Here is a 24122-nt window from a genome sequence, read left to right as displayed (position 1 = left end):
GATTGCTTATGGAACTTTTACTAGAAGGATTAAAAAAAGCAATAGAGATGATCATGTCGGGAGACCGGGAAATACTCGAGATTACCTTGCTTACGATGAGGGTTTCGGTTACGGCGGTTCTGATCAGCACAATGATTGGCATTCCTGCTGGTATGTTTCTTGGACTGGCCCGTTTCCCGGGAAGGAGATTCATCCTTGCCATTATCAATATCGGCATGGGGCTCCCTCCTGTTGTCGCCGGCCTGTGGATTACTCTTTTCCTGTGGCGATCAGGCCCGCTTGGTGATCTTGCCTGGCTTTACACACCAACAGCCATCATCATGGCACAGATTCTCGTTTCGCTGCCAATCGTGACGGCACTGACGAGCACAGCATTCCAGCAAATCAATCCTAAACTGATTCTCCAGGTTAAGGCACTTGGAGCAACCAGATTCCAGTTATATTGGATTTTGATGAAAGAGGTCAAGCTCGCGATCCTGGCAGCAATCATCGCTGGATTTGGAAGGGTCATTGCCGAAGTCGGCGCCGCAATGATGGTCGGCGGCAACATCAGCGGCGAGACACGGATTCTTACGACCTCAATCGTCATGGAAGTATCGAAAGGCAATTTTGACATCGCCCTGGCACTTTCATTCATCCTTATGACATTGGCGTTCATCATTACGTTTACCCTGACTTACTTACAGCAAAGGAAGCGGAGCCTATGATCCCACTGATTACTGTGAAAAATTTGGAAGTGAGAGCCGGTAAAAAAAATCTGCTGTTCATCCCTCATTTTGAGATCCAACAGGGGGAAGTGCTTGGGATCATGGGTCCGAATGGTGCCGGAAAAAGTACTTTTATCAAAGCCTTGTCCCTGCTGGAAAAACCCGCACAGGGATCAATCTTTTTCAAGGATCAGGATATCTCTGATGACCTGGCACTTGATGTGCGCAGAAAGTTCGCCGTCGCGATGCAGCAGCCGCTGCTTCTTGACACAACAGTCTTTCAAAACGTAGCGATAGGATTGAAGCTGAGGAATCTTCCCCGCCAGGAAATAAAACAGAAGGTTGCCTGCTGGCTAGGAAAATTCCAGATCAGCCACCTTGCAAAAAAACACGCGGCCCATTTGTCCGGCGGCGAGGCCCAGCGCGTCAACCTTGCGCGGGCAATGGTGCTGGAGCCGGAAGTCCTGTTTCTCGATGAACCCTTCTCTGCACTTGACTTCCCCACAAAGGTGCAGCTATTGAAGGATATTAAGTCAATCATCGGGCAGACAAAAACGACAACCGTGTTTGTCAGCCACGATCTTATGGAACTCAAATACCTTGCTGGAACACTTGCGATCCTGATGGATGGCGAGCTGAAACAGACTGGTCCCACAGAGGAAGTGTTGTCATCCCCCAACGCATCTGCTTCCCCTTTTATAAATGATTGGAAAAGCCTTATCCATTAGAATTTTGCTGAACATGGCCATAAAGCCATGTTTTTTTGTTTTTTGATAAAATAGAAAAGATAAAGATTTGTCTTGCAGGAAAAATTATCAATATAGGAGTGTCTGTTATGAAATACGCAATCATCACTGGTGCCTCCCGGGGACTCGGGGCCGCAGCCGCACAACAAATGTTGGAAAAAGATATTCATGTCGTTTCTGTATCAAGAAATGAAAGCAGCTTACTGAAGCAGGCTGCAGAGCATGCCGGCGGCAGCTATTCACATTTTAGCTGTGACCTCGCTGCTGCTGATCAGGTTCAGAGTGTTTTCTCAAAGATTGCTGAGTTTGTTTTTAAGGATGCGGAAATCGTCTATGTTATCAACAATGCCGGCGTGATTGAGCCTATTGAGGTCGGAGGAGAACTTGACCCTTCACTCGTCCAGACAAATGTCCACGTCAATTTGACTGCACCCATTCTCATCAGTAACTTATTTTTACAAAAAGCAAAGGATACTGGCTGTAAAGTTGTGATTGCGAATGTGACATCAGGCGCTGCCGAGCGGCCAATCCACGGCTGGAGCATTTATTGCAGCACGAAGGCTGCTGTCAATATGTTTACGATGACAGCCGGCCTGGAGCTGGAGCAAAACGGAAGTCCGAGCAGAGTCATTGCTTTCAGCCCTGGTATCATGGATACCGATATGCAGTCAACCATCCGCTCATCCAATGAGGAGGCATTCGCCGATCTGGAGACCTTCAGAAAATACAAAGAAAGCGGCAGCCTGCGCAGTCCTGACGTTGTTGCAGGAGCGCTCGTCAAATTAATATTGGCGGACAGCCTGGAAAACGGGATGATTTACAGGGTGAATGACTTATTATAACGGGATGTTTCAACAAGGTGAATGACTTATTATAATGAGAAAGGCTCAGGCACCTTGATCAGCCCCGAAACACTTGAAGCTAGTCAGTTTTCGAAGTTCCGATAAAACAAAAAGCGGAGAACCCGGCTTCTCCGCTTACCATACTATTTTAAATTAGATTCCTGTTCGCTATGCTCCGTCCCGTTCCCTTCAATAAAGAAAGGAACATTCATTTCAAGCAGGAGATCGAGCAGTCCCTGCTTGTCTTTAATATTGCTCAGGCCTATGTTAAAGGCAGGAAACCCGGTTTTGACATTTAGTCTTGCGAGACGCTGGCCTCCCTTTGGCATCGAATTCAGATAGCGTTCCTCATCCTTCAGGATTACTCCCAGTGTTGCATTGCCGTGGGCCTCATATGGCAGGATTCCTTCTATATCCTCCCACGGGATGAACCCCGGTCCTGCTTTCCCTCTTAAGATGAGTCCCTGGTCACTTATTGTCACATTCGCTTCATTTTGGAAAAAGGTCCTCCCGAGGAAAACCAGGACCCACCCGAAAAATAAAATGATAGCCCCAAACAGAATAAGTACTCCCCCATTCCCCGGCTCTGAAAGCATGTCCAGGAATCCCCAGGTAAACCCTATGGTCGTCATACAGACTAAGCTGAACAGGACCGCTATCCTCATTTTGGAAAAATGAAAATCTTTCTCCATGCTCCACTCCCCCTATGCACTATCGAATAAATTATCTACATAAAGCAATTATAAACCAAATTATTCCACTTAAGAACCACTTATTCTTACCTGTGTTTTTTAGTATGATGAATGCAAAGAACCTTTGGAGTGAGCAGACATGGACCGTATTTCACTTAAAATAGGCATAGTATTTTTCATAACGATCTTGATGGTTGAGGGCATACTGTTTTATTACCTTCACTTTTCAATCATTCATTCAAGGATTGATGAAGAGCTGAATTCCCTGCAAACCCGCGGGAATAACCATCGCGATATTCTGGAAACCTCCTATACACCGGAAACAATTCACCACATCACGACGATGGAATCAAGGACGGAGACTCATGTTGTTATTACAGACCAAAAAGGAGAGGTAGTTACTTCCTCGATTCCGATGGATCAGTCGATGCAGAATATCGTGGCGGCAGCTCCCAGAGATGTTCCGCGATCAGGCTTGATCCTTGAGGATGACTGGAGGGATATGAAATACATCGCTTCGGTCAGTCCATTAGAGGAAACCGGAAACGTCTATATGTTCAAGAACACCGAGCGTGTCCAGGGGCTTATCGCCAAGCTTAACAGGCACTTCTGGCTTGCCGGAATCCTGCTGCTTTCCTCAATGGTGATCATCACGCTTTTTCTCTCCAGGTTCATTACAAAGCCTGTGATTAAAATGAATGAGGCTACCTTGAAAATCCGTCAGGGGGACTATTCAGTCGCGTTGCCCCACCTTGGGAACGATGAACTAGGGGAGCTGGGGGAATCAATTCAGGTGCTGGCAAATGACCTAAATCATATAAAACGCCAGCGAAGTGAGTTTCTGGCGAGTATCTCCCACGAACTAAGGACCCCGCTGACTTATATAAAAGGCTATGCTGATATTGCAGGAAAAGAATCGACAAATCCAGAGGACAGGAGCAAATATCTGCAGATTATCAATGAGGAAGCAACCAAGCTTTCCGGCCTGGTCAAGAGTTTATTTGAGCTCGCCAAAATGGATGAAAATACTTTTTCCATCCAAAAAGAATCTGTGGAACTTTGTAAACTTTTGCAAGGTATCCAGACGAAAATGCTTCCTTCTTTTAATGAAAAAAATATTAAGCTTAATTTCATATGTGAAGGGGAAATCTATATCGAGGCTGATCCAGTCCGTTTTGAGCAGATCATCATCAACCTGCTCGATAATGCCCGTAAGTATTCAGATGCAGGCACTAAGACCACAATCCATGCTTTTAAAAAGCGCGGCCGCACCCATCTGGCTATTGAAGATCAAGGCAAAGGCATACCAAAGGACGATCAGGCCTGGGTATTCGACCGTTTTTACCGCGTTGACAAGTCCAGGTCAACAGCTCTAGGCGGCTCTGGTCTCGGTCTTGCGATTGTAAAAGAACTAGTAGAGGCGCATGGCGGCAAAATTAGTATTAAAAGTGAGGTCGGCAAAGGGACAATTTTCGAAATTGTCATTTGATTGGTTTTAAATTCCTCAAATATGGAATACATAATAGAGGGGTGATGTCATTGAAACGAGTTCATTCGTTGGCGGAAATTGTTGAAGCTGTAAAGAAGGATGAAAATGCGAATAAAGTTTTGCTAAGCCAGCACGAAACCTCGCGCTCTGCAGTCACACTTGGAGATGAGGACACGGAATCTGGAACAAGGCTGCGGGTAAAGGCTTTGCTGGATGATTCCTTGTACTATTCCGAGGAATTTACCGATGACACGCTTTATGAGGAAGCCAATGAGCTGATCCAGGAATTAAAAGGATCTGCCCAGGTAGAAAACGTAAGCGAAAAAGAAATTGAACAATTAATAAAAGGGTAAACCGAGGAGGCAGCCGTCAAATAGCTGCCTCTTTTTTATCGAGAAAATGTACATATAGCCCACTGCTTTCAGGGAAAACTAAGCCGAACTAACCAATAGGAGGGCTAACAGTGACCAAAAAGTTCAATAAAGGCAGCGAAAACCAAAATTCCCCTAAACGCGGGAACCAGATGGCCGAATTCTCCGGCGAGCTGACCAGTGGGGATAACAGCAAGGGCAATAAACGCAACAAAGACCAGAGCGATAAAACAGACCGCCATCAATAAAAGAAGATTGTCTCGTCCAAATAAGCAAAAAGCCGGCAAACATCTGCCGGCTTTTAGTCCATGTCGGTAAGAATCGCTGACTGGTTATTCAGGTTTGCTGGGTCTACGCCATTGCTTTTGTTTTCATCGTAAAAAGCATCCTGAAGCTTTTGATTCGCCTCTGTTGTCTTCAGCTGTTCTTCCAATTCACGTTGATTCACCGGCTGTGCATTTGGGTCGATGTTCACAAATTTATCTTTATCCATGATGAATCCCTCCTAAAGTTAGTATCAGCGGCCGTGTTTGTTTTTACCCGGATAATTGCTGATTGGAACTTACAAAATAAGGGATTATCGCCGCAGCCATCTGCACATAACATGTCGTTTGCGACGGGGCGAATGGATAAGATGATACATCTTAGTACTGATGATTCTTATTTTCGCTTCATTTCATTTGCCAGGTACTCCACATCTGTCCCTACAATCACCTGCAGATCTGTTTTGTTTAGTTTCAGTACCCCTTTCGCGCCGAGCCGTTTTAGTTCTGCCTCATTCACTTGCGATATATCATCGACCTTTAAACGAAGGCGAGTCACGCAATTGTCTAGTTCCCTAAGATTGCTTTTGCCTCCCAATGCAGCAAGATAATGATCTGCAAGCTCAGCGTAATTCCCTTTTGCCGCACCGCTTTCTGTATACTCTCCCTCGACTTCATCCTCACGTCCTGGTGTTTTAAGGTCTAGTTTGATGATCAAAAAGTAGAAAATCACAAAATATAGTACACCGTATAAGAGCCCGACACCCAGCAGCAATAACGGCTTTTGTGCAATCCCATAGTTCAGGACATAATCAATCGCCCCTGCTGAGAATCCAAAACCATGGTGGATATCCAGCAAGTAGGTAATGGACATGGCCAGGCCAGTCATGACAGCGTGGATCCCATATAATAAAGGAGACAAGAACATGAACAAGAATTCAATCGGTTCTGTGATCCCTGTCAGGAATGAAGTGAAAGCAACGCCGGCCAGTGCGCCTGTTACTGCTTTCTTCCGCTCTTTTTTTGCCGCCGCAATCATCGCGAACGCCGCAGCTGGAAGACCGAACATCATCACTGGGAAGAAGCCGTTCATGAAGATCCCGGCCTTAGGGTCACCTGCGAAGAAACGGTTCAGGTCCCCCTTTACAATATCTCCTGCTGCATTCGTAAATTCACCAAATTCAAACCATACAAGTGCATTTAGAACATGGTGAAGACCCAATGGGATCAATAAGCGGTTCAGGAAACCGAATACCCCAACGCCAAGCGCGCCAGCTCCAACGATCCACTCTCCGATATTGTTGATGCCAGCCTGGATTGGCGGCCATACATAACCAAAGACTCCTGCCAATACAATCATCACCAGGGAAGTAATGATCGGGACGAAACGTCTGCCCCCGAAAAAGCCAAGATAGTCTGGCAGCTTGATATCATGGTAACGGTTATAAAGTAATCCTGCGATTACCCCGGATAAAATACCTCCAAGCACGGCCATATTGATATCTTCATTAATGGCGCCGGCACCCTTAGTCAAAACGAAATAGCCAATTGCACCGGCAAGACCTGCAGCGCCATTCCCGTCCTTCGCGATGCCAACTGCCACACCGATCGCGAACAGCAGCGCAAGATTGGCAAAAATCGCATCACCTGCTGCAGAAATAAAAGCAATATCCAATAAGTCCGGCTGCCCAAGGCGAAGCAACAAAGCCGCTGCAGGCAAAACAGCGATTGGAAGCATTAAAGCCTTCCCGATTCTTTGTAAAAATCCCAGCACTATCAACACCTCTTCCTTTAAAATTGTAAGTGCTTACATTTTTTTCGGAAACATTGTTGAAATTTGTAAACACATAACCAAATTAACATTTCCTTCTGCTAAATAACATCCTGTAAAAAGACTATTTACAACCTCTTGAGTACTGAAAAAAGTGCTCCCTTCTTGAGTTGGTCACCCTAAAGAACGGACAGGGCTGATACTAATAGCTTATTCGCTGAGTTTTCTAAAATTCCATTAAGGACTGATTAACAATAAAGAAAAAAACCTGCCTGGAAGCAGGTTTTCTTTACTCTCACAAGGCACTTGCCTTTGTACTTCTTGAACAGCGGTCCAACCGTGAATACTTGACGATTCCCATAACTGCCCCAGCAATCTCGACAACTTCCCCGTTTTTCAAAACTGGCATAAGTGAAATGGCATAGGTACTCCCGCCAATTTCGATTTCAAAGACGATCTTCTCATTATTTTTCCAGGCACATTCATAATACTTCTCGATTCCAGCAGCCTTTTCAGGTAAAAAATCTCCCAGGGTCTTGCCGTTGATTTCATTCATGGTGAAGCCGAGATCATCCAGCAAACCGCCTCCGACAATTTGATGGATGTAGTTATTTCCCTGTTTTGCCAGTCTAAAAAGGATTCCATAGTGACTCTGGATCATCTCTTCTGTTTGGGACCATACTTTTTCACGAGAATCTTTCAGCAGGCTGTCGTTGGCAATTGTCGAGAAGTAAAATCCTCTCATGATGAAGAAGTAACCAATTGCTTTGTATAGATGGCCTGTAAAATTGTCAATGTCATAAACGCTCTGGTAGATGGTAAAAACGAGCTCGGACAGGAGTAAAAATGTAAACGCCAGCGCCACATACAGATGTTGGCCATTTTTCCCCTCGTAGTAAAAATATAGTGAAATCACGATCGAAATAAAATGGAGGAAACTGACACCATATTCAATGACATTTTTTAAAACAGTTGTTCCTTCTCCCTCAATGACAAGCAGCGGCAGACTTTGTTCATACTTAAAAATCACATACATGATGACAGCGAGAAGCACGGTACACGAAGCCAGGCAGACTCGCCTAGGATCGAGTGTCAGCTTGTATTCGGGCGAAATTAGGACAAGCACCATCATCAATGACTCAATCGTCCTGGCTGTGACCCAAAACCATGTTGCCTTTGCAATCGAGCTGTCGGTGATAAAAAAAGGCATTCCTTTAAAAGTAAGCGTGTGTAAAACATCAAGAACTCCAACACTGAAAAACAAGAAAGCCAGCATCAGGGTTTTTCTGGACTGAGTAAAGCCAAAGGTTTTCCATCCATAGGAAAAAATCGAAAAGGAAACAATTATACTGAAAAGTTCCAAAATGATATGAATGGCGATATATTTTTCAGGATTCAAATAAGCTGAAAGGTCCCCGTGATAAAGATGAATCAGCATAAACAGCATGATTGCCGCAATGACTAAGACAAGGAACCTTCTCTCCGACATGTTTTTCTCCATTTTAGCTCACCTGCTTTTGGAGATTGTATTGTTAGTTTTATTATAATCATCATTCCGTACCTGAGCTTAGCCTACATATATCCGTTTTGTGAATATTGACAATTCTTCCACATACACGTATGGGGTTTGCTATTTTTCTTTTATCGTTTAAGATAGTTTTGGAGGAAGTGTAGTAATGAAAATGAATGATCTTTTGCCTCGTTTTACAGTGCCAGTCTTAAAAGGCATTGCCTTGACTCTTGTTCTGGCACTGGCCGCGCGCCTGATCGCTGGACTGCCTTTTTTCGCGATCATGGGCCAGCTCGTCATCGCCATCATGCTCGGAATGGTATGGCGTGCTTCTGTCGGAGTGGACAGCGGACTATTGGAGGGGGCTTCTTATTCCAGCAAAAAGCTGCTTCGGCTCGGAATCATTTTACTTGGTTTCCGGCTGAATCTGTTTGATATTTACAATGCCGGCACGACTGTATTTTTCATCGCATTTGCGAACCTGACTTTTGCATTGCTCGCAGTCTACGGACTGAGCCGTGTTTTTAAGGTTGAGAAAAGGCTGGGCATCCTGACTGCCTGCGGAACAGCCATATGTGGAGCTGCCGCTGTCGTTGCCATCGCACCGGTCATCAAAGCCAATGAAAAAGAAACTGCCGTCGGTGCAGCGAACGTAGCTGTACTTGGTACGATTTTCACGATTTTATACACCCTGATATTCTCTTATCTAGGGTTGAATACTCTGGACTATGGCGTTTTTGCCGGAGGGACTTTGCATGAGATCGCACATGTTGTCGCAGCTGCCGATCCGGCTGGACAGGCAGCCTTGGATCTTGCCATTATCGTGAAGTTGACGCGAGTAGCGCTGCTTGTTCCTGTCGCCATTCTAATTGGATTTCTGATTCAGCGGAAGGCAACTGGGGCAGCAGGCAAAAAAGTGACATTTGCCTCTCTCCCAATTCCATGGTTCATCCTTGGATTCCTGGCGGTCAGCGCATTCAATACGACTGGACTCATCAGCCAAGGAGCTGCATCGGCTATCGTCAGTTTCGCCTATTTGCTAATCGGGATGGCAATGGCTGGACTAGGATTGAACGTTGACTTTAAGTCATTCCGGCAAATGGGCGGTAAAGCTTTGTCAGCAGGACTTGCAGGCTCCGTGCTGCTTTCGGTGTTTGGGTATTTGCTGGTGAGGCTGTTTTATTAATTGGTTCTATTTTTTGGAAAAAGTAGAGATTATGGTGTAAAACGTAGAGATTATTTCACTTTTCGGGGAGATTATGCAGCAAACTGAAGAGAATATCTCTATAACCGGAGAGATTATCGGGCATAACGGAGAGATTATCTTTGTAATTGCTTTTTTCGAAGAGAAATTTTAGCGGGTTCAAAAAATAAAGCGGCCATTGGCCGCTTTATTGCATTTAATCTATAAAAATCTTACCCGGATTCAGAATCCCGTTCGGATCCAGGCTTTTCTTGATGGTTTTCATTACTTCATAGGCTGTCCCATGCTCGAGCCGCTGGTATTTTGCTTTCCCCAATCCTACTCCATGCTCTCCGGTGCAGGTTCCGCCGCGCTCCAGCGCATAGTGGACGATTGCTTCATTGATCTGTTCGCTCATCTTTACCTCTTCAGGATTTTCTTTATCCAGCAGCAGCAAAACATGATAGTTGCCGTCACCGACATGGCCGACGATCGATCCTTCAATCATTGATTCATCAATCAGTTCCCTGGTGCGCAGGATTGCTCCTGTCAATTCGGAAACTGGGACACTGACGTCTGTCAGCATGATGCTTTTTTTTCCGGCAGTGTGTTTATATGCGTAAAGCAGATTGTGCCTGGCTTCCCAAAGCTGGTTGCGTGCTTTGGAATCGGCCTCGAACTGGAAGCTTGTGCAGCCATGGTCCTTTAATATTTCACTGGCGAACTCTACATCCTGTGCTAAGCCCGCTTCGTTCCCGTGAAACTCCATGAATAGCGTGGTGTCTTCTTCGTACTGAGTTTCCATGTATTCATTCACTTTTTTGACTGATTCCGCATCGACAAACTCAATTCGGGCAACGGGAATGCCGCCGGCTAATATTCCAACAACTGCATCGACGGCGCTTTTTACAGAAGGAAAAACAGCGCGGGCTGCAGTAATCGCTTCCGGGATTCCATACACCTTCAAAGTGAGCTCTGTTATGACCCCAAGCGTTCCTTCAGACCCGACAAACATGCCGTTCAGATGGATTCCTGAAGAAGACTTGGCGGCAAGGGTGCCAGTATGGATGATATCCCCATTGGCAAGGACTACTTCCAGATCCCTCACCTGGTCCCGCATGATGCCGTACCTGACGGAAGTCGTACCGCTCGCATTGGTGGCAGCCATCCCGCCAAGGGTTGCATCAGCACCAGGGTCGACGGTGAAAAACAAGCCATATTTTTTTAGCTCTTTATTCAAAACGGACCTGGTAACGCCAGGCTGTACTTTTACAAGAAAGTCGTTTTCCTTCACTTCCAAAATCGAATTCATCTGCGATAGGTCAAGGGAAATGCCACCATTAACAGGGATGACATGCCCTTCTAGACTGGTGCCCAATCCGAAAGGGACAACTGGTATTTTCCGTTCGTTCGCAAATTTAAGAATCTTGCTGACATCGGCTTTATCTTTCGGAAAAACAACGACATCAGGCAGGCGCGGTTCGTGATAAGACTCATCGCGGCCATGAAGCTCCAATATCGTCTCATTTACACTTACAAGTTCATCCCCTATCACACTCTTCAACTCATTAATATAGCCTGCCATACTCCTCTTCCCCTTTGACGAAAATTTAACCGGGCAATCTCAGCATCTCGCTGCAGCCGCCATAATCAACCTGGCCAATTTTAACAACTATGTGCCCAAATACCTCGCATAATAGGTTTTTGCTTTTACCAAATCATTCGTACCGTGGACGAGTACCCTTCCGTCCTGGAAAATGACCATGGTGATATCTTCATCCGGCATGAAGCGCAGCAGGAATGGATTTCCTTTTACTTCGCCATTATTTTTCAAACGGGCTGCCAGTTTTTCAAGGTCCATTTTCGCCTTCTGACGTGGTTTGATCTGGATGGTGTTGCGCCCGCAAAGTGATGCATAATTGATCTGCTGGTCAGATGAACGGTCGAGAAATTCGTATTGATGATGGACACATGCCGGGCATTCAGGGTTGAGTCCCTGGCTGATATCCATTTGAAAATTCGAGTTGTACCAGATATCCATCTGTTCTAGATTAGGATTTGAATCAGCTCCCACAAGAAGTTTCAATGCTTCAACCGCTTCAAACGATCCGATAATATCTGTAATTGGGGAAAGCACACCGATGCTGTCGCATGTTTCTCCAAGGCCTGCGGGGATAGACGGGAAAAGACAGCGATAACACGGAGTCTCGCCCGGTTTGATTACAGCGAACATGCCTCGCGAGCTGACGGCACCTCCGTACACCCATGGAATACCATATTTCACTGCGACATCATTGATGAGATAACGGGCCATGAAATTATCCGTTCCATCGACAATCACATCAAAGCCAGCAAGCAAATCCTCGGCATTGTCGAGCGTCAGGTCAGCAATGACTGCCTCAACTCTTACCTCTGAATTGATTTTCTTCAGTTTTTTTTCAGCGGCGATGACCTTGGGCAGGTTTTCGCGCGCATCCTCTTCATCATATAGTGTCTGGCGCTGGAGATTGGAAAGCTCGACCAGGTCGCGGTCGATGATGCGGACATGTCCCACACCTGAGCGCACCAGATGATTGGAAATCACTGTACCAAGCGCGCCCATGCCGACGATGACTGCAGAACTATTCAGCAGTTTCTCCTGGCCTTGGCTGCCAATTGGCTTAAATAACATTTGTCTTGAATAACGCTCCATTTCCTTCATGGTAATCCCCTCACTTCTATTTAAATTATATCTTTAAATAAAGCTTTTTTTTAGAGAAAATTTTCACTATACTAAATATTAAGAGGGTTTACCCTCTTAGGGATATTTTACTATTAAAAGTGAAAGAGGTGGATTAGTTAAGATGAATCTTGGGGGATTTAAAAACAAAGAAGTCATAGTTGACTTAACCAATGGCACTGTCGGTTACCGGGGCATCAATGAAGAAGATGTAAGGAAATATATCGGCGGCCGCGGCCTTGGAGTCAAGTATGTACTGGACAACGGACCAGAAGTGGAGCCTCTATCAGAAGAAAACATTCTATGTATTATGACTGGCCCTGTCACCGGTTCTCGTTCTTCAATGAGCGGACGTCTTGCTGTCGTAACAAAGTCACCGCTTACTGGCACGGTTACTGACTCTCATATGGGCGGTTGGACAGCTGCCCGTCTGAAGTGGGCTGGAATCGACAACGTGATTTTCAAAGGCAAGAGCGACAAGCCTGTCTACCTGTATATCGAGGATGGCCAGGCAGAAATCCGTGACGCTTCTCAATTGTGGGGATTGAGCACGCGCGCGACTGTACAGGCTTTGAAAGATGCTCATGGCGAAGAAAACCTCAGCGTTATGACGATTGGCCAGGCTGGTGAAAATGGCGTACGTTTTGCCGGTTTCATGAACGAGCATGACCGTGCGGCTGGGCGTGGCGGAACTGGTGCGGTTGCAGGATATAAAAAGCTTAAAGCAATCGTAATCAAGGCAGCACAGAAGGGCAACATGCCTGAGCCTGCTCAAAAAGATGATTACAATCAGGCTAACAAGAAAGCTGTTAAAGCGATTCTTGAAGGCGGCCTGACTGCTCCTAACAAAGGCGGCTTGTCCGTATATGGAACAAACGTCCTTACTAACTTGATCAATGAAGTGGGAGCGCTTCCAACACGCAACTCTCAACTGACACACTGGGATGAAGCAGAAAAGCATTCCGGCGAGTGGGTGAACGAGCATATTCTCGTTGCCAACAACACATGCCACGCTTGCCCGGTCGGCTGTAAGATCGAGGTTGAAGTCAAGGAAGGAAAATATAAGACTCGCGTAGAAAGCTTTGAGTTTGAATCTGCATGGGCGCTTGGTGCAAACAGCGGATTGAGCAACTCTGAAGCGATTGCATACTTAATCGATATCTGTAACGAATATGGAATGGATACAATCGAGCTTGGCCATGCCATCTCTGTGACAATGGAAGCCTATGAAAAAGGAATTGTTGAAGAGAAGCTTGACTGGGGCGATGCTGACGGCATGATCGAGATCGCACGAAAAATTGCGTTCCGTGAAGGCTTCGGTGGCATCCTTGCTGAAGGTCCTGCACGCGCGACAGCTGCATGGGGAGTACCTGAACTGTCAATGTCAGTTAAAGGCCAATCCATCCCTGCTTACGATCCACGCGGAATCCAGGGAATCGGCCTTGGCTATGCGACTAGTAACCGTGGTGCCTGCCACCTTCGCGGCTACACAATCGCATCTGAAATCGCCGGTATTCCAGAGCCAACTGACCGTACAGTAGCAGAAGGGAAAGCTGAGCTTCTGAATGTATTCCAGAACCTGCTTTCATTCTCTGACTCTATGAATATCTGTAAATTCTCTTCTTTCTCTGAAAATGCTGAGCACTATGCTGAGCAATACAGCACAATGACAGGCATCCCAATGACAGCGGATGATGTCATGCTTGCAGGAGAAAGAATCTACAATCTTGAGCGTTACTACAATAACCTTGCCGGCTTCAACAAGCGTGAGGATGACTTCCTTCCAAAACGCTTCACTGAAGAAGGTGCTTCTGGAAACAGTGAAGGACTTGTCTCCCGTATGGATATCATGCTAGAAGACTATTATAATGTCCGCGGCTGGAAAGACGGCGTTGTTACCGAAGAAAAGCTTCGCGAACTGGGCATCATCGGTGAAGAAACAGCTCCAGCTACAGAAGAAGTTTAACAGTTTTGAAGGAAACCAGGCGAATTTGCCTGGTTTTTTGTTTTTGATATGGGGTGGTTTTTATTTATTGGCGAAAAATAAAATATATCGATCACTTTTCGCAATATATAAGCGGATTTTTGATTTTATCGACCACATTTTACGATATATCGACCACTTTTTGCATTATATCGACCACTTCCATTTTTTCAGATAAAAAAAGGTTCCGGCAATCAGATGCCGAAACCTACCCGCCTACCCGGGTTGTTTTATAACGGTAATTTTTGATCAATCGTTCAAGCTCCTCAAGGGTTTTCGCCGCAAAACGGATATGTACAGCATTGACGATGAACGTTTTGGTAAAAGCGAGTTCGTCTTCGCTCAAGATTTCCCCTCTCCATCGTTCTCCCTCATACACGTACGGGAAGGACTCCGTCACAAGTCTGCCGCCCAGTTCTTCAAAATACATGCCAAGATGATCACGGTTAATTCCGCGGAACTCTAGTATTCTATCAACCATATCAGCCACCAGCAACAGGTGGGAACAAGGCAAATTGGTCACTGTTTTTCACGATCGTTTCAAGTTCCTGATCATGGACAATATTGCGGCCATTAATATAAACATGGACGAATGGCTTCAGCCTCTTCTCTTCTGTAAAAATTTCCTCATGCAAATCCGGGAACATTTCGCACATCTTGTCCAGAACGTCCATTACCCGGTCACCATCAGGAAGTACCTCGACTGTCACGCCTCCGCATATTTCCCTCAGATTAGCAAATACCTTTACCTGCATCGCAAACGCCCCTTTCTCCTACTCTAATAATAATGTGAAAATTTAAAGATGTCTTTATATTTATCATGACAGGATGCCATTTGGGACAAATATTCTAATTTGGGCCTTTGTTTTGTCTGAACACGGGGTCACTTTGGACAAAACCAGAGCGGGGACCTTTGTTTTGTCTGAACATGGGGCCACTTTGGACAAAACCCGGGGTGGGACCTTTGTTTTGTCTGAACATGGGGCTCTTCGAACAAAACCCGGGGTGGGACCTTTGGTTTTGCCTGAACATGGGGTCACTTCGGACAAATTCCTGATCACGCGCCCTTACTTTGTCCTAAAGTCCATAACCGCTTCGGTGAACTGCTTGATTAACGGACGGTTTTCAGCATCTGAATGTGACACAAGATAGAATTCCCTTTCGTAGGGTTCAAAGTTATTAATAATCGAAATGCGGCCAGCTTTTGCTGCGGGCATGGCCGCAAGCCTTGAAACAAAGCTGATGCCAAGTCCTGCTTCCACTGCAGCGATGACGGATTCCGTGCTTCCGATGGAAACAGCAACATTCAGGTCATCGACTGACATACCTTTTTCAATCAAATAATGCTCCATCATTTTCCTGGTTCCTGATCCTTCTTCACGAAGGACGGAATCATATTGCTGGATTTGGGTAAAATCAGGTGATTTTGCATTAATTAGCGGATGCCCCTCAGGTGTGATCAACACAAGTGAGTCAGAGGCGATCGGCTTACTTGTCAGCAGGCGGGAGTCAACCTTCATCCCGATAATGGCGGCATCAATTTGATGATTCTGCAGCTGATCCAGCACCTTTTTGGAGTCACCAATGTTTATCTTTACATCTACCTTCGGATACAGACTGCGGAATTTCTTAATCCAGCCCGGAAGCAGATAGGTTCCCGGTATCGTGCTCGCTCCAATGGACAAGGTGCCAGTCAGTGTACCCTGAAATTCACTGAGATGATCTTCGAGTATTTTCCACCTGCTCTTAATGTCCTTGGCCGCACCATATACCAGCATCCCTGCAGATGTTGGCCTGATACCAGCCGCTCCTCTATCGAGCAATTCAAATCCCAGTTCATCTTCGAGACTCTTAATTTTCAAGCTAACCGATGGCTGGGAACTTTTCAGGGCAGCTGCCGCCTCTGAAAAACTGTTTTTTTCAACAACCATCATAAATGCATCGAGCTTTTTGAAATTCATGGCATTTCTCCATTTTCTGACTTATATATCCCAATTTTAATACGGATTGTCATATTATGAATAATATATTTTATTATCAAAGATTTTAATAGAGATTTCTGAGCTTGGCACCCACTAAAATGTCTAGTAACAGCTCTTCTTATACATTTCGAATCATACCTGGCCGCAATTTGTCCATTAAATGGAATCCTTTAGGTGATCGAATTTTTAATAAAAAATTTTCCTTAGGAAATAGTATTGACATTTTATTATCTGAATATTATTATAGTTCAAGTAAATATATTTCAAAATAATAAAATCGATGACGAGAACACGTCCTTTATGGAACTGATCCAAAGAGAGCCGGTGATTAGCTGCAAGCCGGTGTTCAGGTTATAGAGGGATATCATCTCTGAGATGCTTAGCTGAACCTTAACAGCAGTAAGCTTTTGCCGGGTGTCCGCCGTTAAAGGGAACACGTATGATGGTACGTTGATGAGGGCCGCATGTTTTTGCGGAATCAGGGTGGTAACGCGAGCATAACTCGTCCCTAGTTTTTAGGGGGCGGGTTTTTATTTTTGATTATATAATAATCCGTTCTGAAATTCCTATACTCTCAGTGCCAAAACATTATATTAGGAGGAGATTAAGGATGGGAAGCTTAAAGGGTAAAGAAACACTCACAATCGGTCTGATGTTATTTGCATTGTTTTTTGGAGCAGGGAATCTAATTTTCCCGCCATTTTTAGGGCAGGAAGCAGGAGCGAATTTTTGGCCTGCAATGCTTGGTTTCATTGTAACTGGAGTTGGCCTGCCTCTATTGACTGTCGTTGTCATTTCAATGGCGAAGGATGGTGTTAAAGAAATTGGTTCAAGGGTACATCCTGTTTTTGCGGTTGTTTTCAGCGCAGCGGTATACCTGTCGATTGGGCCATTCTTTGGAATCCCGAGAAGTGCGAACGTTGCTTTTGAAATGTCCCTTAAGCCATTTTTGGCAGAAGGCGGCTCACATACTGCGTTTCTTTTATTGTTCACTGTTGTGTTTTTTGCTCTTGTATACTGGGTGACATTGAATCCGTCAAAAATGGTGGAACGGATTGGAAGTATTTTAACGCCTGTTATGCTGGCTGCGATTCTTCTGCTGGTACTCGGAAGCGTTTTCAAGCTTGAGGGGTCATTTGGAGAGGTTTCAGCAAAGTATACGAATGCACCGTTTGCTACCGGATTCCTGGAGGGGTACCTAACCATGGATACGATCGCAGCACTCGCCTTCGGAATTATAGTAGTTGGAGCTGTCCAGCAGAAAAAAGCGTTGGAGCGCAGGATGGTTGTAAGAGAAACATTAAAGGCAGGCATCATTGCTGGGGTCGGTTTGTCTTTTGTCTATGTAACAGTGGGATTGCTTGGAGCTAAAATGGCTTCAGGCAGCCAATTCGAAAATGGCGGTGAAATTTTAACGGCAGCTGCCGAGTTGATTTTTGGTGTACCGGGAATGCTGCTTTTGGGTTTGATTGTAACGCTTGCCTGTTTCACAACAGCTGTGGGTCTTGTTGCGGCAACTAGTCAATTCTTCAACAAGATGATACCAAACGTTTCTTATAAAACTTTCACATTAGCCGTGACATTGGTCAGCTTATTGATTTCAAACCTTGGCCTGAACCAGATTATCTCTATCTCAGTACCAGTATTGATTGTGCTTTATCCAATAACGATTGTCCTTGTCATCCTTTCCTTCCTGGACCGTTTTTTCAAAGGTGCACGAGGAGTCTATGTTGGAGCTGTTCTGGCAGCTGGAATGGTCAGTGTTGTGGATGGACTGAAAACATTTGGCGTTGAATCAGAAGCACTTATGGCCCTGCTTCAATCGCTTCCGCTTTATGCTGAAGGACTGGGCTGGCTTCTGCCAGCTTTGATCGGCGGCCTCGCTGGATGGGTATTCGATAAGTTTATATCTGCAAAAGAATTGAATCCGGCATCTGAGTAACCTCAGATCAAATCCCATATAATTAGAAAACTCGCCCACAAAGGCGAGTTTTTTTGTTATTTTATCAGCAAAAGCTCCATTTAGTTCAATAATTTTCTTCAGAAGCTTTTCCCTACCTTACCCTTGCTAATCGATATGCCTAGTAAATTCCCTTTTCAATTTTGCATATCCATTTATAATAAAGCGCGACAATGCCCAGCAAGAAAGGGTTAACTATTGCCGAGTACCACAGGTTCCACCACCCATGGTTAAAATACCCCCATGGTTCGGGTAATAAGGTGATCGCTTCATAACCCGTAATGGCTAAAACCCATATAGCGATATATAGTAGTTGTTTATAAAAACGATGTCCAAACGGGTAGAAATTCAGAAATATCATATTAACGGGGGGAATCAAAACCGTTAGAGCCGGAAGTACTCCCCAATTTATTTCTTTATAGAAGTACCAGTAGCCCAGGTATTTAAAGTCTATGAATGTCTCTGCAACAGCCTGGAAAGCAATTGTAAACATCCAGATATGTACAATTTGATTTTTTGTCAGCCTCTTATTTGTCATAAAAGCAATTAAGTTAAAAAGGATAATTGCAGCTATAAGTCCAAACATATGTAAGGGCTCCTTTTTAACCTATAGCTTTCTTCTGTACTCTAATAATATTCAGCTGTATAATTTTTTTGTCTTCTGTGCCTTTCTTTTTCCAGGATCTTTGGCTTCGCCCGCCACTGGACAGCCATGTTATATCTGCATATGGTTAATTGATAAGCTGAAAAAAAGGCCTATTTAATTAGCAAAATGATGTGTGCCCATACACATGCCATTTCTAATGCCAATATCTAATTATCCCGAAAACGGAACCTCAATAGCGATTCTGTTAACTATTTTTAAAGCTATAGTTGATTTTTCTCCCATTCTGACCGCAGGATTCCCATCGTAATTCGGTCATAAATCTTGCCATCTCTATGCACAGCCTGCCTCATCCTGCCTTCGACCTGAAAGCCGGCTTTTTCATAGGCACGTATTCCCCGTTTATTGTACTCAATTACATCCAGGCCCACTCTATGCAGGTTGAGTTCATGGAAGGCGTAACGAAGGATAAGCTGCAAGGCCTCCGATCCATATCCTTTGCCACGGTCATTGGCATTGCCGATGCCCATCGCAAGCATACCTGCTCTGTTATTCCATTCAATACTGTGGATGACGATAAATCCGATTAATCTGTCATCCTCAATTGTCCTTAAGCGGAAGTAGAAGCTATTTGACCGAGGATCACCCTCACCTTCAAAATGCTCAGCCGGACGGGGTACTGCAATATCAGTGTCCACATTTCTCAAGTACTCGGGATCTTCATCCCAGGAAGCGATGATTTCTATATCCCCTTCTTTTTTTGCTGTTAGCTTTAAGTTTTTTCCGCGAAAAAGATTTGTTGTCATTTTTTAGTCTCCCATTCTTTTATAAAAATTTCACCTCTTCATATGAAAAAACCAATTTATATGTACGCAATATTCTATCCCCTTTGAAGTATGATATTTCCATCATATGGTTTAGCCTGATTTTTAGCAATGAAATGTTCACTTCAAGTTTAACCTTGGTGCATAAAGGTAAAATTCAAACGAAACCTATTATCGTTACTATTTTTAAGGAGGAAATCATGACACTCAAAATCAAAATATATTCTGATTATGTTTGACCGTTTTGCTTTTTGGCGGAGTTTCCGCTGAAGGAAGCCATTAAGGGGAAGGATGTCGAGTTGGAATGGATGCCTTTTGAATTAAGGCCATATCCAAACAAAACGCTGAAGCCTGAAGAACATTATTTGCAAAGCACTTGGGAGCAATCGGTTTATCCTATGGCCGAGCGGATGGGAGTAGAGATTGTCCTTCCGGATGTGTCTCCCCAGCCATATACGCATCTTGCATTTGAGGGCTACCAGTTTGCGAAGGAAAAAGGAAAAGGAAATGAGTACAATGACCATATGCTCAGGGCATTTTTCCAGAGAGGGTTAGATATCGGGGATGTCGAGGTTTTAACATTGCTTGCTGGTGAAGTTGGTCTTGATCAGGATAAATATCGCCATGCGCTGGAAACAAGGCAGTATAAAAAAGCACATCAACAAGCTTTGAACCATGCTTATAATGAGGTGGACATCACTGCCGTTCCAACTTTCATTGTCGGAGACCGGGTGGTTCCAGGGATGAGGTCAAAAAAGGCATTGGAGCAAATCATCCTTTCACAAATGGATGACCCGGATGAAGGGATGTCATGCGGAGTGGATGGTTGTTAAAAAAAGAGGCAGCCAAATGGCTGCCTCTTATTAATTATACTCTTTTAAACGGCCACCAGTTTGCTTCACCAAAGTTCTTCACCAATACCGGGATGAACAGCGGCAGCATGATGAATGCGTACAGGAACAATCCTACGAGGAGAATCGATGCAATCTGCAGCAATGACATCATTCCGGAAGGCATCATCGCAGCAAAAGTTCCGCCAAGAATGACGGCAGCCGAGATAATGACCGTCCCCATCTTTTTCATCGAAAGCAGCATGGCTTCCGAGATTGACAGGTCCTTATATTCATTGAAACGGTCCATCAGGAAGATACTGTAGTCGACACCAAGGGCAACCAGGATGACAAAGGCGAAGAATGGAACCGCCCAGCTGATGCCTGTGTATCCAAGGATATCAACAAAGATGACTTCGTTGACCGCCATTGAAGTATAGTACGTTAGAATTAATGAACCAATAATGTAGATTGGCATGATTATCGAACGGAACAAGAATACAAGGATGATGCCAATCCCCAGCAGCATCAGAATCACAGTACGGGAATAATCCTGGCCGGACATCGTGTCAAGGTCGGCATTCGTGCTCGTGATCCCGCCAATGGCTACATCGGCGTTTTCCAGCTTTGTTCCTTTCGTAGCGCGATCCACTGCATCTTTGAGTTCTGGAATCTGTGCCATCGCCTTGTTAGAGTAAGGATTTGCTTCAAAAATGACATCCATCGTCATGACTTTGCGGTCTTCTGAAAAATAGACATCAAATACCTGTGCGAAGTCCTCGCTTTCCAGTACATCCTCCGGCAGGTAGAAACCATTGGAATCTGAGCTTGCCAGGCCATCGAGATATTCCTGAGCCGAGCCAAGGCCTTCAGACACCTGATTCAAACCATCGGTGCTCTGGCTGAGTCCGTCTGTGAGCTGGTTCAGCTGTGTCCCCAGTCCGCCAAAGCCAGCCAAAAGCTGCTGCTGGCCTGCGTTGATTCCTGTTAATCCATTTGTCAGCTTAGGGAAATTATCAACAATTTGCCCCTGGCCGTCAGCAAGCTGATTAAGCCCTGCCTGCTGTTTCTCGATTCCGTTGATGAGCTGTTCGAGCCCTGGGCTGAACTTAGCCTGCTGGGCCAGTGCTCCTGCAAAGGCTTCGTTTGCCTGGGCCATGCCGCCGGTAATCAACGGAAGCTTCTGGTTTAATTGGTTTATTCCAGTGGATGTTTGAGCTAGCCCCTCCTGATATTTTGCAAGGGTTAATTTTAGCTCCTGATACTTTCCATCACTTTCTACATCGTAGCTGTTTTCTAAGTGGTTAAATAATGATAGTTGTGCCTGTGATATTCCAGCTGATAACCCTGATAAGCCATTACCAGCCTCTTTATAACCAGCCTCAAGCTGCGCCAGGCCTGCCTGCATCTCCACATACTTGGATTGCAGCTGTTTATACCCGGCGAGCAACTCCTCAGCTCCAGTCTTCGCTTCTGCCAGCCCCGCCTGAATCTGATCGGAGCCCGCAGAGCCCTGGCGGATGCCGTCCTCGATTTTTGCAAGGTTCGTCTGGATTTCCCCAAGGCCGGACTTGATTGCGGTTGTTCCATTAATAAGCTCATTGATGCCGTCAGCTGCTCCCTCCAATTCTGGAGCGGACTTTGACAATTCAGTTTCAGCCTCGTTAAGTCCTTCGCTGATTTTATCTAGCCCTTCTTTTCCTTCTCCAAGTCCTGAACCTAGTGTTTCGGCCTGTTTGGAAACGAAGAAGTCTTCAATTGGCTCTCCTGTTGGCCTGGTGACTGATCGGACCGTGTCAACCAGGTCTACTTTTTCAAGCTCGGTGCTGATTTTTTCAGCTAATTCAATGTATTCTGCTGAGTCCATTCTCTCGTCATTTTTCAAAATGACCTGAGTCGGCATGGATTCGCCTGGGCCGAAGCTGTCGGCAATAGCGTTGAAGGCCCTAATGGAGTTTACATCTCCGCTGATTTCATCCAGCGAGTTATAGCTAAGGTCTCCGTCGTAAGCAATCAGGAACGGTACGCAAACTGCAGCGACAATCAGCAGGCTCAGGAATGGTCGTGCCAGTGAGAATCTTCCGACTGTTCCCCATAACTTGCTTTCACCATGCTCCGCGCTTTGCTTTGAAGGCCAGAAAATCTTTTGTCCTAATACCGCCATGAAGAACGGGACAATAGTAAATAATCCCAGCAAAAGCATGGCTACACCAATCGCTACGGCAGCAGCGGACTGGTATAAAATGAATTGTGAGAATCCAATTGCGGCGAAGCCGATCATAACGGCTACACCGCTGAAAAATACGGTGCGCCCTGCATTTTTATAAGTCGCGACAATTGCCGCCCCAACAGTTTCATGATGTGCCAGCTCTTCCTTAAAGCGGCTGAGCAGTAAAATACAGTAATCCGTTCCGATTCCGAACAATACGGCAACAAGGAAAATCTGCGTATAGTTTGAAAGCGGGAAATTGAATTGATCAACGAGCACTGCTACGATCGACTGTGACACAAGGTATGCCATACCGACTGTCAGCAGCGGAATGACCGGAGCGATGACCGACCTGAACACTAGAAGGAGAACAACAAGAATAAAAACAACCGTGATTCCCTCTGTTTTTTTCAAGCCTTCTTCTGAGCTGGTCATCAGATCCTCATTGATCAGCCACTGGCTCGTGTAATAGTGGTCTACTTTTACGTCTTCAATGGTTTCATAAAGCAGTTGCCTTATTTCACTTGGTTCACGATCGTTCCAGCTGACTGTCACAGATGTCAGGATTGACTTACCATCATCTGAAACAAGCTGTTCCTTAAGGCTCTCCTCATTGAAGTGTGTCAGGATATCGGTAATCCCGATTTTCTCCCTATTATCTTCAAGCTTACGGATTGCTGTTTCCGCTTCCTTGATTTCTTCTTCCGTCAACTTTTTTTCGCTATGGAAGACGAGTGCGACCTGGGTTTCATCGCCTCCTCCTTCCTGCTCCCTGACTTCATCCATAATTTTGCCGGCCAGCGTCGAGGAGTATTCGTCAGGCACAGTAATTTGTCCCTTTTCCCTCACAAGTTCTGCCATATTTGGTGCAGCCATGAACAAGCCTGCAGCTACAAGTATCCATGCAATAATGACAAACCATTTTTGCTTTATAATGAATTTCATGATGATTCCACCCTACTCTTTCTTTCTGTTAAAATTTCATTCAACTTGTCGTATACCTTTAAGAACTGGATGATATCATCCTGATCGAATCTTGTTATAATCGATTCTACCAGTGCATGAATCCGCTCCTCTGTCCTCTGGAATAGTTCATTTCCTTTATCCGTCAAAGCCAGATAGACCAGACGACGGTCATGTTCATCCCTTGTTCTCTGGATGAGCCCCTTTTCCCATAACCTTGTAATAATGGCTGTTATGGCACTTTTTTTGACATCAAAAACCTCAGCCAGCTCGGATGATGTACAAGAGCCTACCTTGTTGATATAACGCAATGTATAATGCTGATCATTCGTCAGGTCAGACCCAATTTCTTCCTTGATCATCCCCTCTGCAACCTTATTGACCGAAAAGGAAACATCGATATAGTGATCAACCAAATCCTTTATTAATTTATCACTCATATTTATGTATTCACCTCGCCTTTATTTAATTCT

23 protein-coding genes and 1 other annotated feature are annotated in these 24122 nt (G+C 45.1%); of the genes, 10 read left to right on the top strand and 13 right to left on the bottom strand.

The window, feature by feature from the left end; genetic code table 11:
* Positions 1-8 precede the first annotated feature (8 nt).
* The 3 genes from B5X77_RS08365 (at position 9) to B5X77_RS08355 (ending at position 2295) form a co-directional block, all read left to right on the top strand.
* Positions 9-707 carry an ABC transporter permease gene (locus tag B5X77_RS08365; protein WP_079507015.1) on the top strand — a complete coding sequence of 233 codons (699 nt, stop codon included), beginning with the start codon at positions 9-11 and terminating at the stop codon, positions 705-707.
* Positions 704-1435 carry an ABC transporter ATP-binding protein gene (locus B5X77_RS08360; protein WP_079507013.1) on the top strand — a complete coding sequence of 244 codons (732 nt, stop codon included), beginning with the start codon at positions 704-706 and terminating at the stop codon, positions 1433-1435. The genes B5X77_RS08365 and B5X77_RS08360 overlap by 4 nt, the downstream gene beginning before the upstream one ends.
* A gap of 107 nt (positions 1436-1542) precedes the next feature.
* Entirely contained in the window at positions 1543-2295 is a 753-nt protein-coding gene (locus B5X77_RS08355; RefSeq protein WP_079507011.1) for a (S)-benzoin forming benzil reductase, read from the top strand.
* A gap of 143 nt (positions 2296-2438) precedes the next feature.
* On the opposite strand, the gene B5X77_RS08350 is transcribed toward B5X77_RS08355, so the two are convergent.
* Positions 2439-2987: an STM3941 family protein gene (locus B5X77_RS08350; protein WP_079507009.1), complete on the bottom strand. Its 549-nt coding sequence runs from the start codon at positions 2985-2987 to the stop codon at positions 2439-2441.
* A 139-nt stretch (positions 2988-3126) separates the two neighbouring features.
* Here B5X77_RS08350 and B5X77_RS08345 point away from each other — a divergent pair, with 139 nt between their 5' ends.
* The 3 genes from B5X77_RS08345 (at position 3127) to B5X77_RS23260 (ending at position 5095) form a co-directional block, all read left to right on the top strand.
* Positions 3127-4476: a sensor histidine kinase gene (locus B5X77_RS08345; RefSeq protein WP_079507007.1), complete on the top strand. Its 1350-nt coding sequence runs from the start codon at positions 3127-3129 to the stop codon at positions 4474-4476.
* A 50-nt stretch (positions 4477-4526) separates the two neighbouring features.
* Complete coding sequence (locus B5X77_RS08340; protein WP_079507005.1) at positions 4527-4829, top strand: hypothetical protein; 303 nt, start codon at positions 4527-4529, stop codon at positions 4827-4829.
* A gap of 110 nt (positions 4830-4939) precedes the next feature.
* Complete coding sequence (locus B5X77_RS23260; RefSeq protein ID WP_176167269.1) at positions 4940-5095, top strand: hypothetical protein; 156 nt, start codon at positions 4940-4942, stop codon at positions 5093-5095.
* A 53-nt stretch (positions 5096-5148) separates the two neighbouring features.
* Here B5X77_RS23260 and B5X77_RS08335 read toward each other — a convergent pair whose 3' ends face one another.
* The 3 genes from B5X77_RS08335 to B5X77_RS08325 form a co-directional block, all read right to left on the bottom strand.
* Positions 5149-5340 (bottom strand): hypothetical protein, encoded by a 192-nt coding sequence (locus B5X77_RS08335; RefSeq protein ID WP_079507003.1) that lies wholly within the window; start codon positions 5338-5340, stop codon positions 5149-5151.
* Between the two features lie 167 nt (positions 5341-5507).
* The gene (nagE, locus tag B5X77_RS08330; protein WP_079507001.1) at positions 5508-6884 is read right to left on the bottom strand and encodes an N-acetylglucosamine-specific PTS transporter subunit IIBC; all 1377 of its coding nucleotides are present in this window, start codon (positions 6882-6884) and stop codon (positions 5508-5510) included.
* Positions 6885-7176: 292 nt separating this feature from the next.
* Entirely contained in the window at positions 7177-8382 is a 1206-nt protein-coding gene (locus tag B5X77_RS08325; protein ID WP_079506999.1) for an MASE3 domain-containing protein, read from the bottom strand.
* 175 nt (positions 8383-8557) lie between these two features.
* Here B5X77_RS08325 and B5X77_RS08320 point away from each other — a divergent pair, with 175 nt between their 5' ends.
* Positions 8558-9577: a YeiH family protein gene (locus B5X77_RS08320; protein ID WP_079506997.1), complete on the top strand. Its 1020-nt coding sequence runs from the start codon at positions 8558-8560 to the stop codon at positions 9575-9577.
* 214 nt (positions 9578-9791) lie between these two features.
* On the opposite strand, the gene B5X77_RS08315 is transcribed toward B5X77_RS08320, so the two are convergent.
* Positions 9792-11159 (bottom strand): FAD-binding oxidoreductase, encoded by a 1368-nt coding sequence (locus B5X77_RS08315; protein ID WP_079506995.1) that lies wholly within the window; start codon positions 11157-11159, stop codon positions 9792-9794.
* Positions 11160-11246: 87 nt separating this feature from the next.
* Entirely contained in the window at positions 11247-12275 is a 1029-nt protein-coding gene (locus tag B5X77_RS08310; protein ID WP_079506993.1) for a ThiF family adenylyltransferase, read from the bottom strand.
* A 142-nt stretch (positions 12276-12417) separates the two neighbouring features.
* Here B5X77_RS08310 and B5X77_RS08305 point away from each other — a divergent pair, with 142 nt between their 5' ends.
* Complete coding sequence (locus B5X77_RS08305; protein ID WP_079506991.1) at positions 12418-14259, top strand: aldehyde ferredoxin oxidoreductase family protein; 1842 nt, start codon at positions 12418-12420, stop codon at positions 14257-14259.
* 226 nt (positions 14260-14485) lie between these two features.
* Here the strand turns inward: B5X77_RS08305 and B5X77_RS08300 are convergent, their stop codons facing one another.
* The 3 genes from B5X77_RS08300 to B5X77_RS08290 form a co-directional block, all read right to left on the bottom strand.
* Positions 14486-14758, bottom strand: a complete 273-nt coding sequence (locus tag B5X77_RS08300; RefSeq protein WP_079506989.1) for a hypothetical protein — start codon at positions 14756-14758, stop codon at positions 14486-14488.
* A gap of 1 nt (position 14759) precedes the next feature.
* Complete coding sequence (locus tag B5X77_RS08295) at positions 14760-15032, bottom strand: ubiquitin-like small modifier protein 1 (RefSeq protein WP_079506987.1); 273 nt, start codon at positions 15030-15032, stop codon at positions 14760-14762.
* Between the two features lie 312 nt (positions 15033-15344).
* Complete coding sequence (locus B5X77_RS08290; RefSeq protein WP_079506985.1) at positions 15345-16238, bottom strand: selenium metabolism-associated LysR family transcriptional regulator; 894 nt, start codon at positions 16236-16238, stop codon at positions 15345-15347.
* Positions 16239-16530: 292 nt separating this feature from the next.
* Positions 16531-16772: a binding site (T-box leader), on the top strand.
* Between the two features lie 97 nt (positions 16773-16869).
* On the opposite strand from B5X77_RS08290, the gene brnQ reads away from it, so the two are divergent.
* Positions 16870-18201 carry a branched-chain amino acid transport system II carrier protein gene (gene brnQ / locus B5X77_RS08285; RefSeq protein WP_079506983.1) on the top strand — a complete coding sequence of 444 codons (1332 nt, stop codon included), beginning with the start codon at positions 16870-16872 and terminating at the stop codon, positions 18199-18201.
* Positions 18202-18340: 139 nt separating this feature from the next.
* Here the strand turns inward: brnQ and B5X77_RS08280 are convergent, their stop codons facing one another.
* Both B5X77_RS08280 and B5X77_RS08275 read right to left on the bottom strand, forming a co-directional pair.
* Positions 18341-18805 carry a hypothetical protein gene (locus B5X77_RS08280; RefSeq protein WP_079506981.1) on the bottom strand — a complete coding sequence of 155 codons (465 nt, stop codon included), beginning with the start codon at positions 18803-18805 and terminating at the stop codon, positions 18341-18343.
* 281 nt (positions 18806-19086) lie between these two features.
* Positions 19087-19629, bottom strand: a complete 543-nt coding sequence (locus tag B5X77_RS08275; protein ID WP_079506979.1) for a GNAT family N-acetyltransferase — start codon at positions 19627-19629, stop codon at positions 19087-19089.
* A gap of 218 nt (positions 19630-19847) precedes the next feature.
* Here B5X77_RS08275 and B5X77_RS08270 point away from each other — a divergent pair, with 218 nt between their 5' ends.
* Complete coding sequence (locus B5X77_RS08270) at positions 19848-20480, top strand: DsbA family oxidoreductase (RefSeq protein WP_079506977.1); 633 nt, start codon at positions 19848-19850, stop codon at positions 20478-20480.
* A 34-nt stretch (positions 20481-20514) separates the two neighbouring features.
* Here B5X77_RS08270 and B5X77_RS08265 read toward each other — a convergent pair whose 3' ends face one another.
* The gene (locus B5X77_RS08265) at positions 20515-23631 is read right to left on the bottom strand and encodes an MMPL family transporter (RefSeq protein WP_079506975.1); all 3117 of its coding nucleotides are present in this window, start codon (positions 23629-23631) and stop codon (positions 20515-20517) included.
* Positions 23628-24089, bottom strand: coding sequence for a MarR family winged helix-turn-helix transcriptional regulator (locus B5X77_RS08260; protein ID WP_079506973.1), 462 nt, complete (start codon positions 24087-24089; stop codon positions 23628-23630). Before B5X77_RS08260 ends, B5X77_RS08265 begins: the two co-directional genes overlap by 4 nt.
* Positions 24090-24122 lie beyond the last annotated feature (33 nt).

The organism is Mesobacillus jeotgali (genome assembly GCF_900166585.1).
Taxonomy (GTDB): Bacteria; Bacillota; Bacilli; order Bacillales; family Cytobacillaceae; genus Mesobacillus; species Mesobacillus jeotgali_A.
Note: the sequence above shows the minus strand (reverse complement) of the source record. Positions and strands in the feature narration are given on the sequence as shown.

Coding starts and splice junctions, on each gene's coding strand:
- B5X77_RS08265 (WP_079506975.1), bottom strand. CDS start 23,631: ATGAAATTCATTATAAAGCAAAAATGGTTTGTCATTATTGCATGGATA.
- B5X77_RS08320 (WP_079506997.1), top strand. CDS start 8,558: ATGAAAATGAATGATCTTTTGCCTCGTTTTACAGTGCCAGTCTTAAAA.
- B5X77_RS08275 (WP_079506979.1), bottom strand. CDS start 19,629: ATGACAACAAATCTTTTTCGCGGAAAAAACTTAAAGCTAACAGCAAAA.
- B5X77_RS08355 (WP_079507011.1), top strand. CDS start 1,543: ATGAAATACGCAATCATCACTGGTGCCTCCCGGGGACTCGGGGCCGCA.
- B5X77_RS08260 (WP_079506973.1), bottom strand. CDS start 24,089: ATGAGTGATAAATTAATAAAGGATTTGGTTGATCACTATATCGATGTT.
- B5X77_RS08325 (WP_079506999.1), bottom strand. CDS start 8,382: ATGGAGAAAAACATGTCGGAGAGAAGGTTCCTTGTCTTAGTCATTGCG.
- B5X77_RS08360 (WP_079507013.1), top strand. CDS start 704: ATGATCCCACTGATTACTGTGAAAAATTTGGAAGTGAGAGCCGGTAAA.
- B5X77_RS08335 (WP_079507003.1), bottom strand. CDS start 5,340: ATGGATAAAGATAAATTTGTGAACATCGACCCAAATGCACAGCCGGTG.
- B5X77_RS08345 (WP_079507007.1), top strand. CDS start 3,127: ATGGACCGTATTTCACTTAAAATAGGCATAGTATTTTTCATAACGATC.
- B5X77_RS08305 (WP_079506991.1), top strand. CDS start 12,418: ATGAATCTTGGGGGATTTAAAAACAAAGAAGTCATAGTTGACTTAACC.
- B5X77_RS08280 (WP_079506981.1), bottom strand. CDS start 18,805: ATGTTTGGACTTATAGCTGCAATTATCCTTTTTAACTTAATTGCTTTT.
- B5X77_RS08315 (WP_079506995.1), bottom strand. CDS start 11,159: ATGGCAGGCTATATTAATGAGTTGAAGAGTGTGATAGGGGATGAACTT.
- B5X77_RS08365 (WP_079507015.1), top strand. CDS start 9: ATGGAACTTTTACTAGAAGGATTAAAAAAAGCAATAGAGATGATCATG.
- B5X77_RS08295 (WP_079506987.1), bottom strand. CDS start 15,032: ATGCAGGTAAAGGTATTTGCTAATCTGAGGGAAATATGCGGAGGCGTG.
- B5X77_RS08300 (WP_079506989.1), bottom strand. CDS start 14,758: ATGGTTGATAGAATACTAGAGTTCCGCGGAATTAACCGTGATCATCTT.
- brnQ (WP_079506983.1), top strand. CDS start 16,870: ATGGGAAGCTTAAAGGGTAAAGAAACACTCACAATCGGTCTGATGTTA.
- B5X77_RS08290 (WP_079506985.1), bottom strand. CDS start 16,238: ATGAATTTCAAAAAGCTCGATGCATTTATGATGGTTGTTGAAAAAAAC.
- B5X77_RS08310 (WP_079506993.1), bottom strand. CDS start 12,275: ATGAAGGAAATGGAGCGTTATTCAAGACAAATGTTATTTAAGCCAATT.
- B5X77_RS08350 (WP_079507009.1), bottom strand. CDS start 2,987: ATGGAGAAAGATTTTCATTTTTCCAAAATGAGGATAGCGGTCCTGTTC.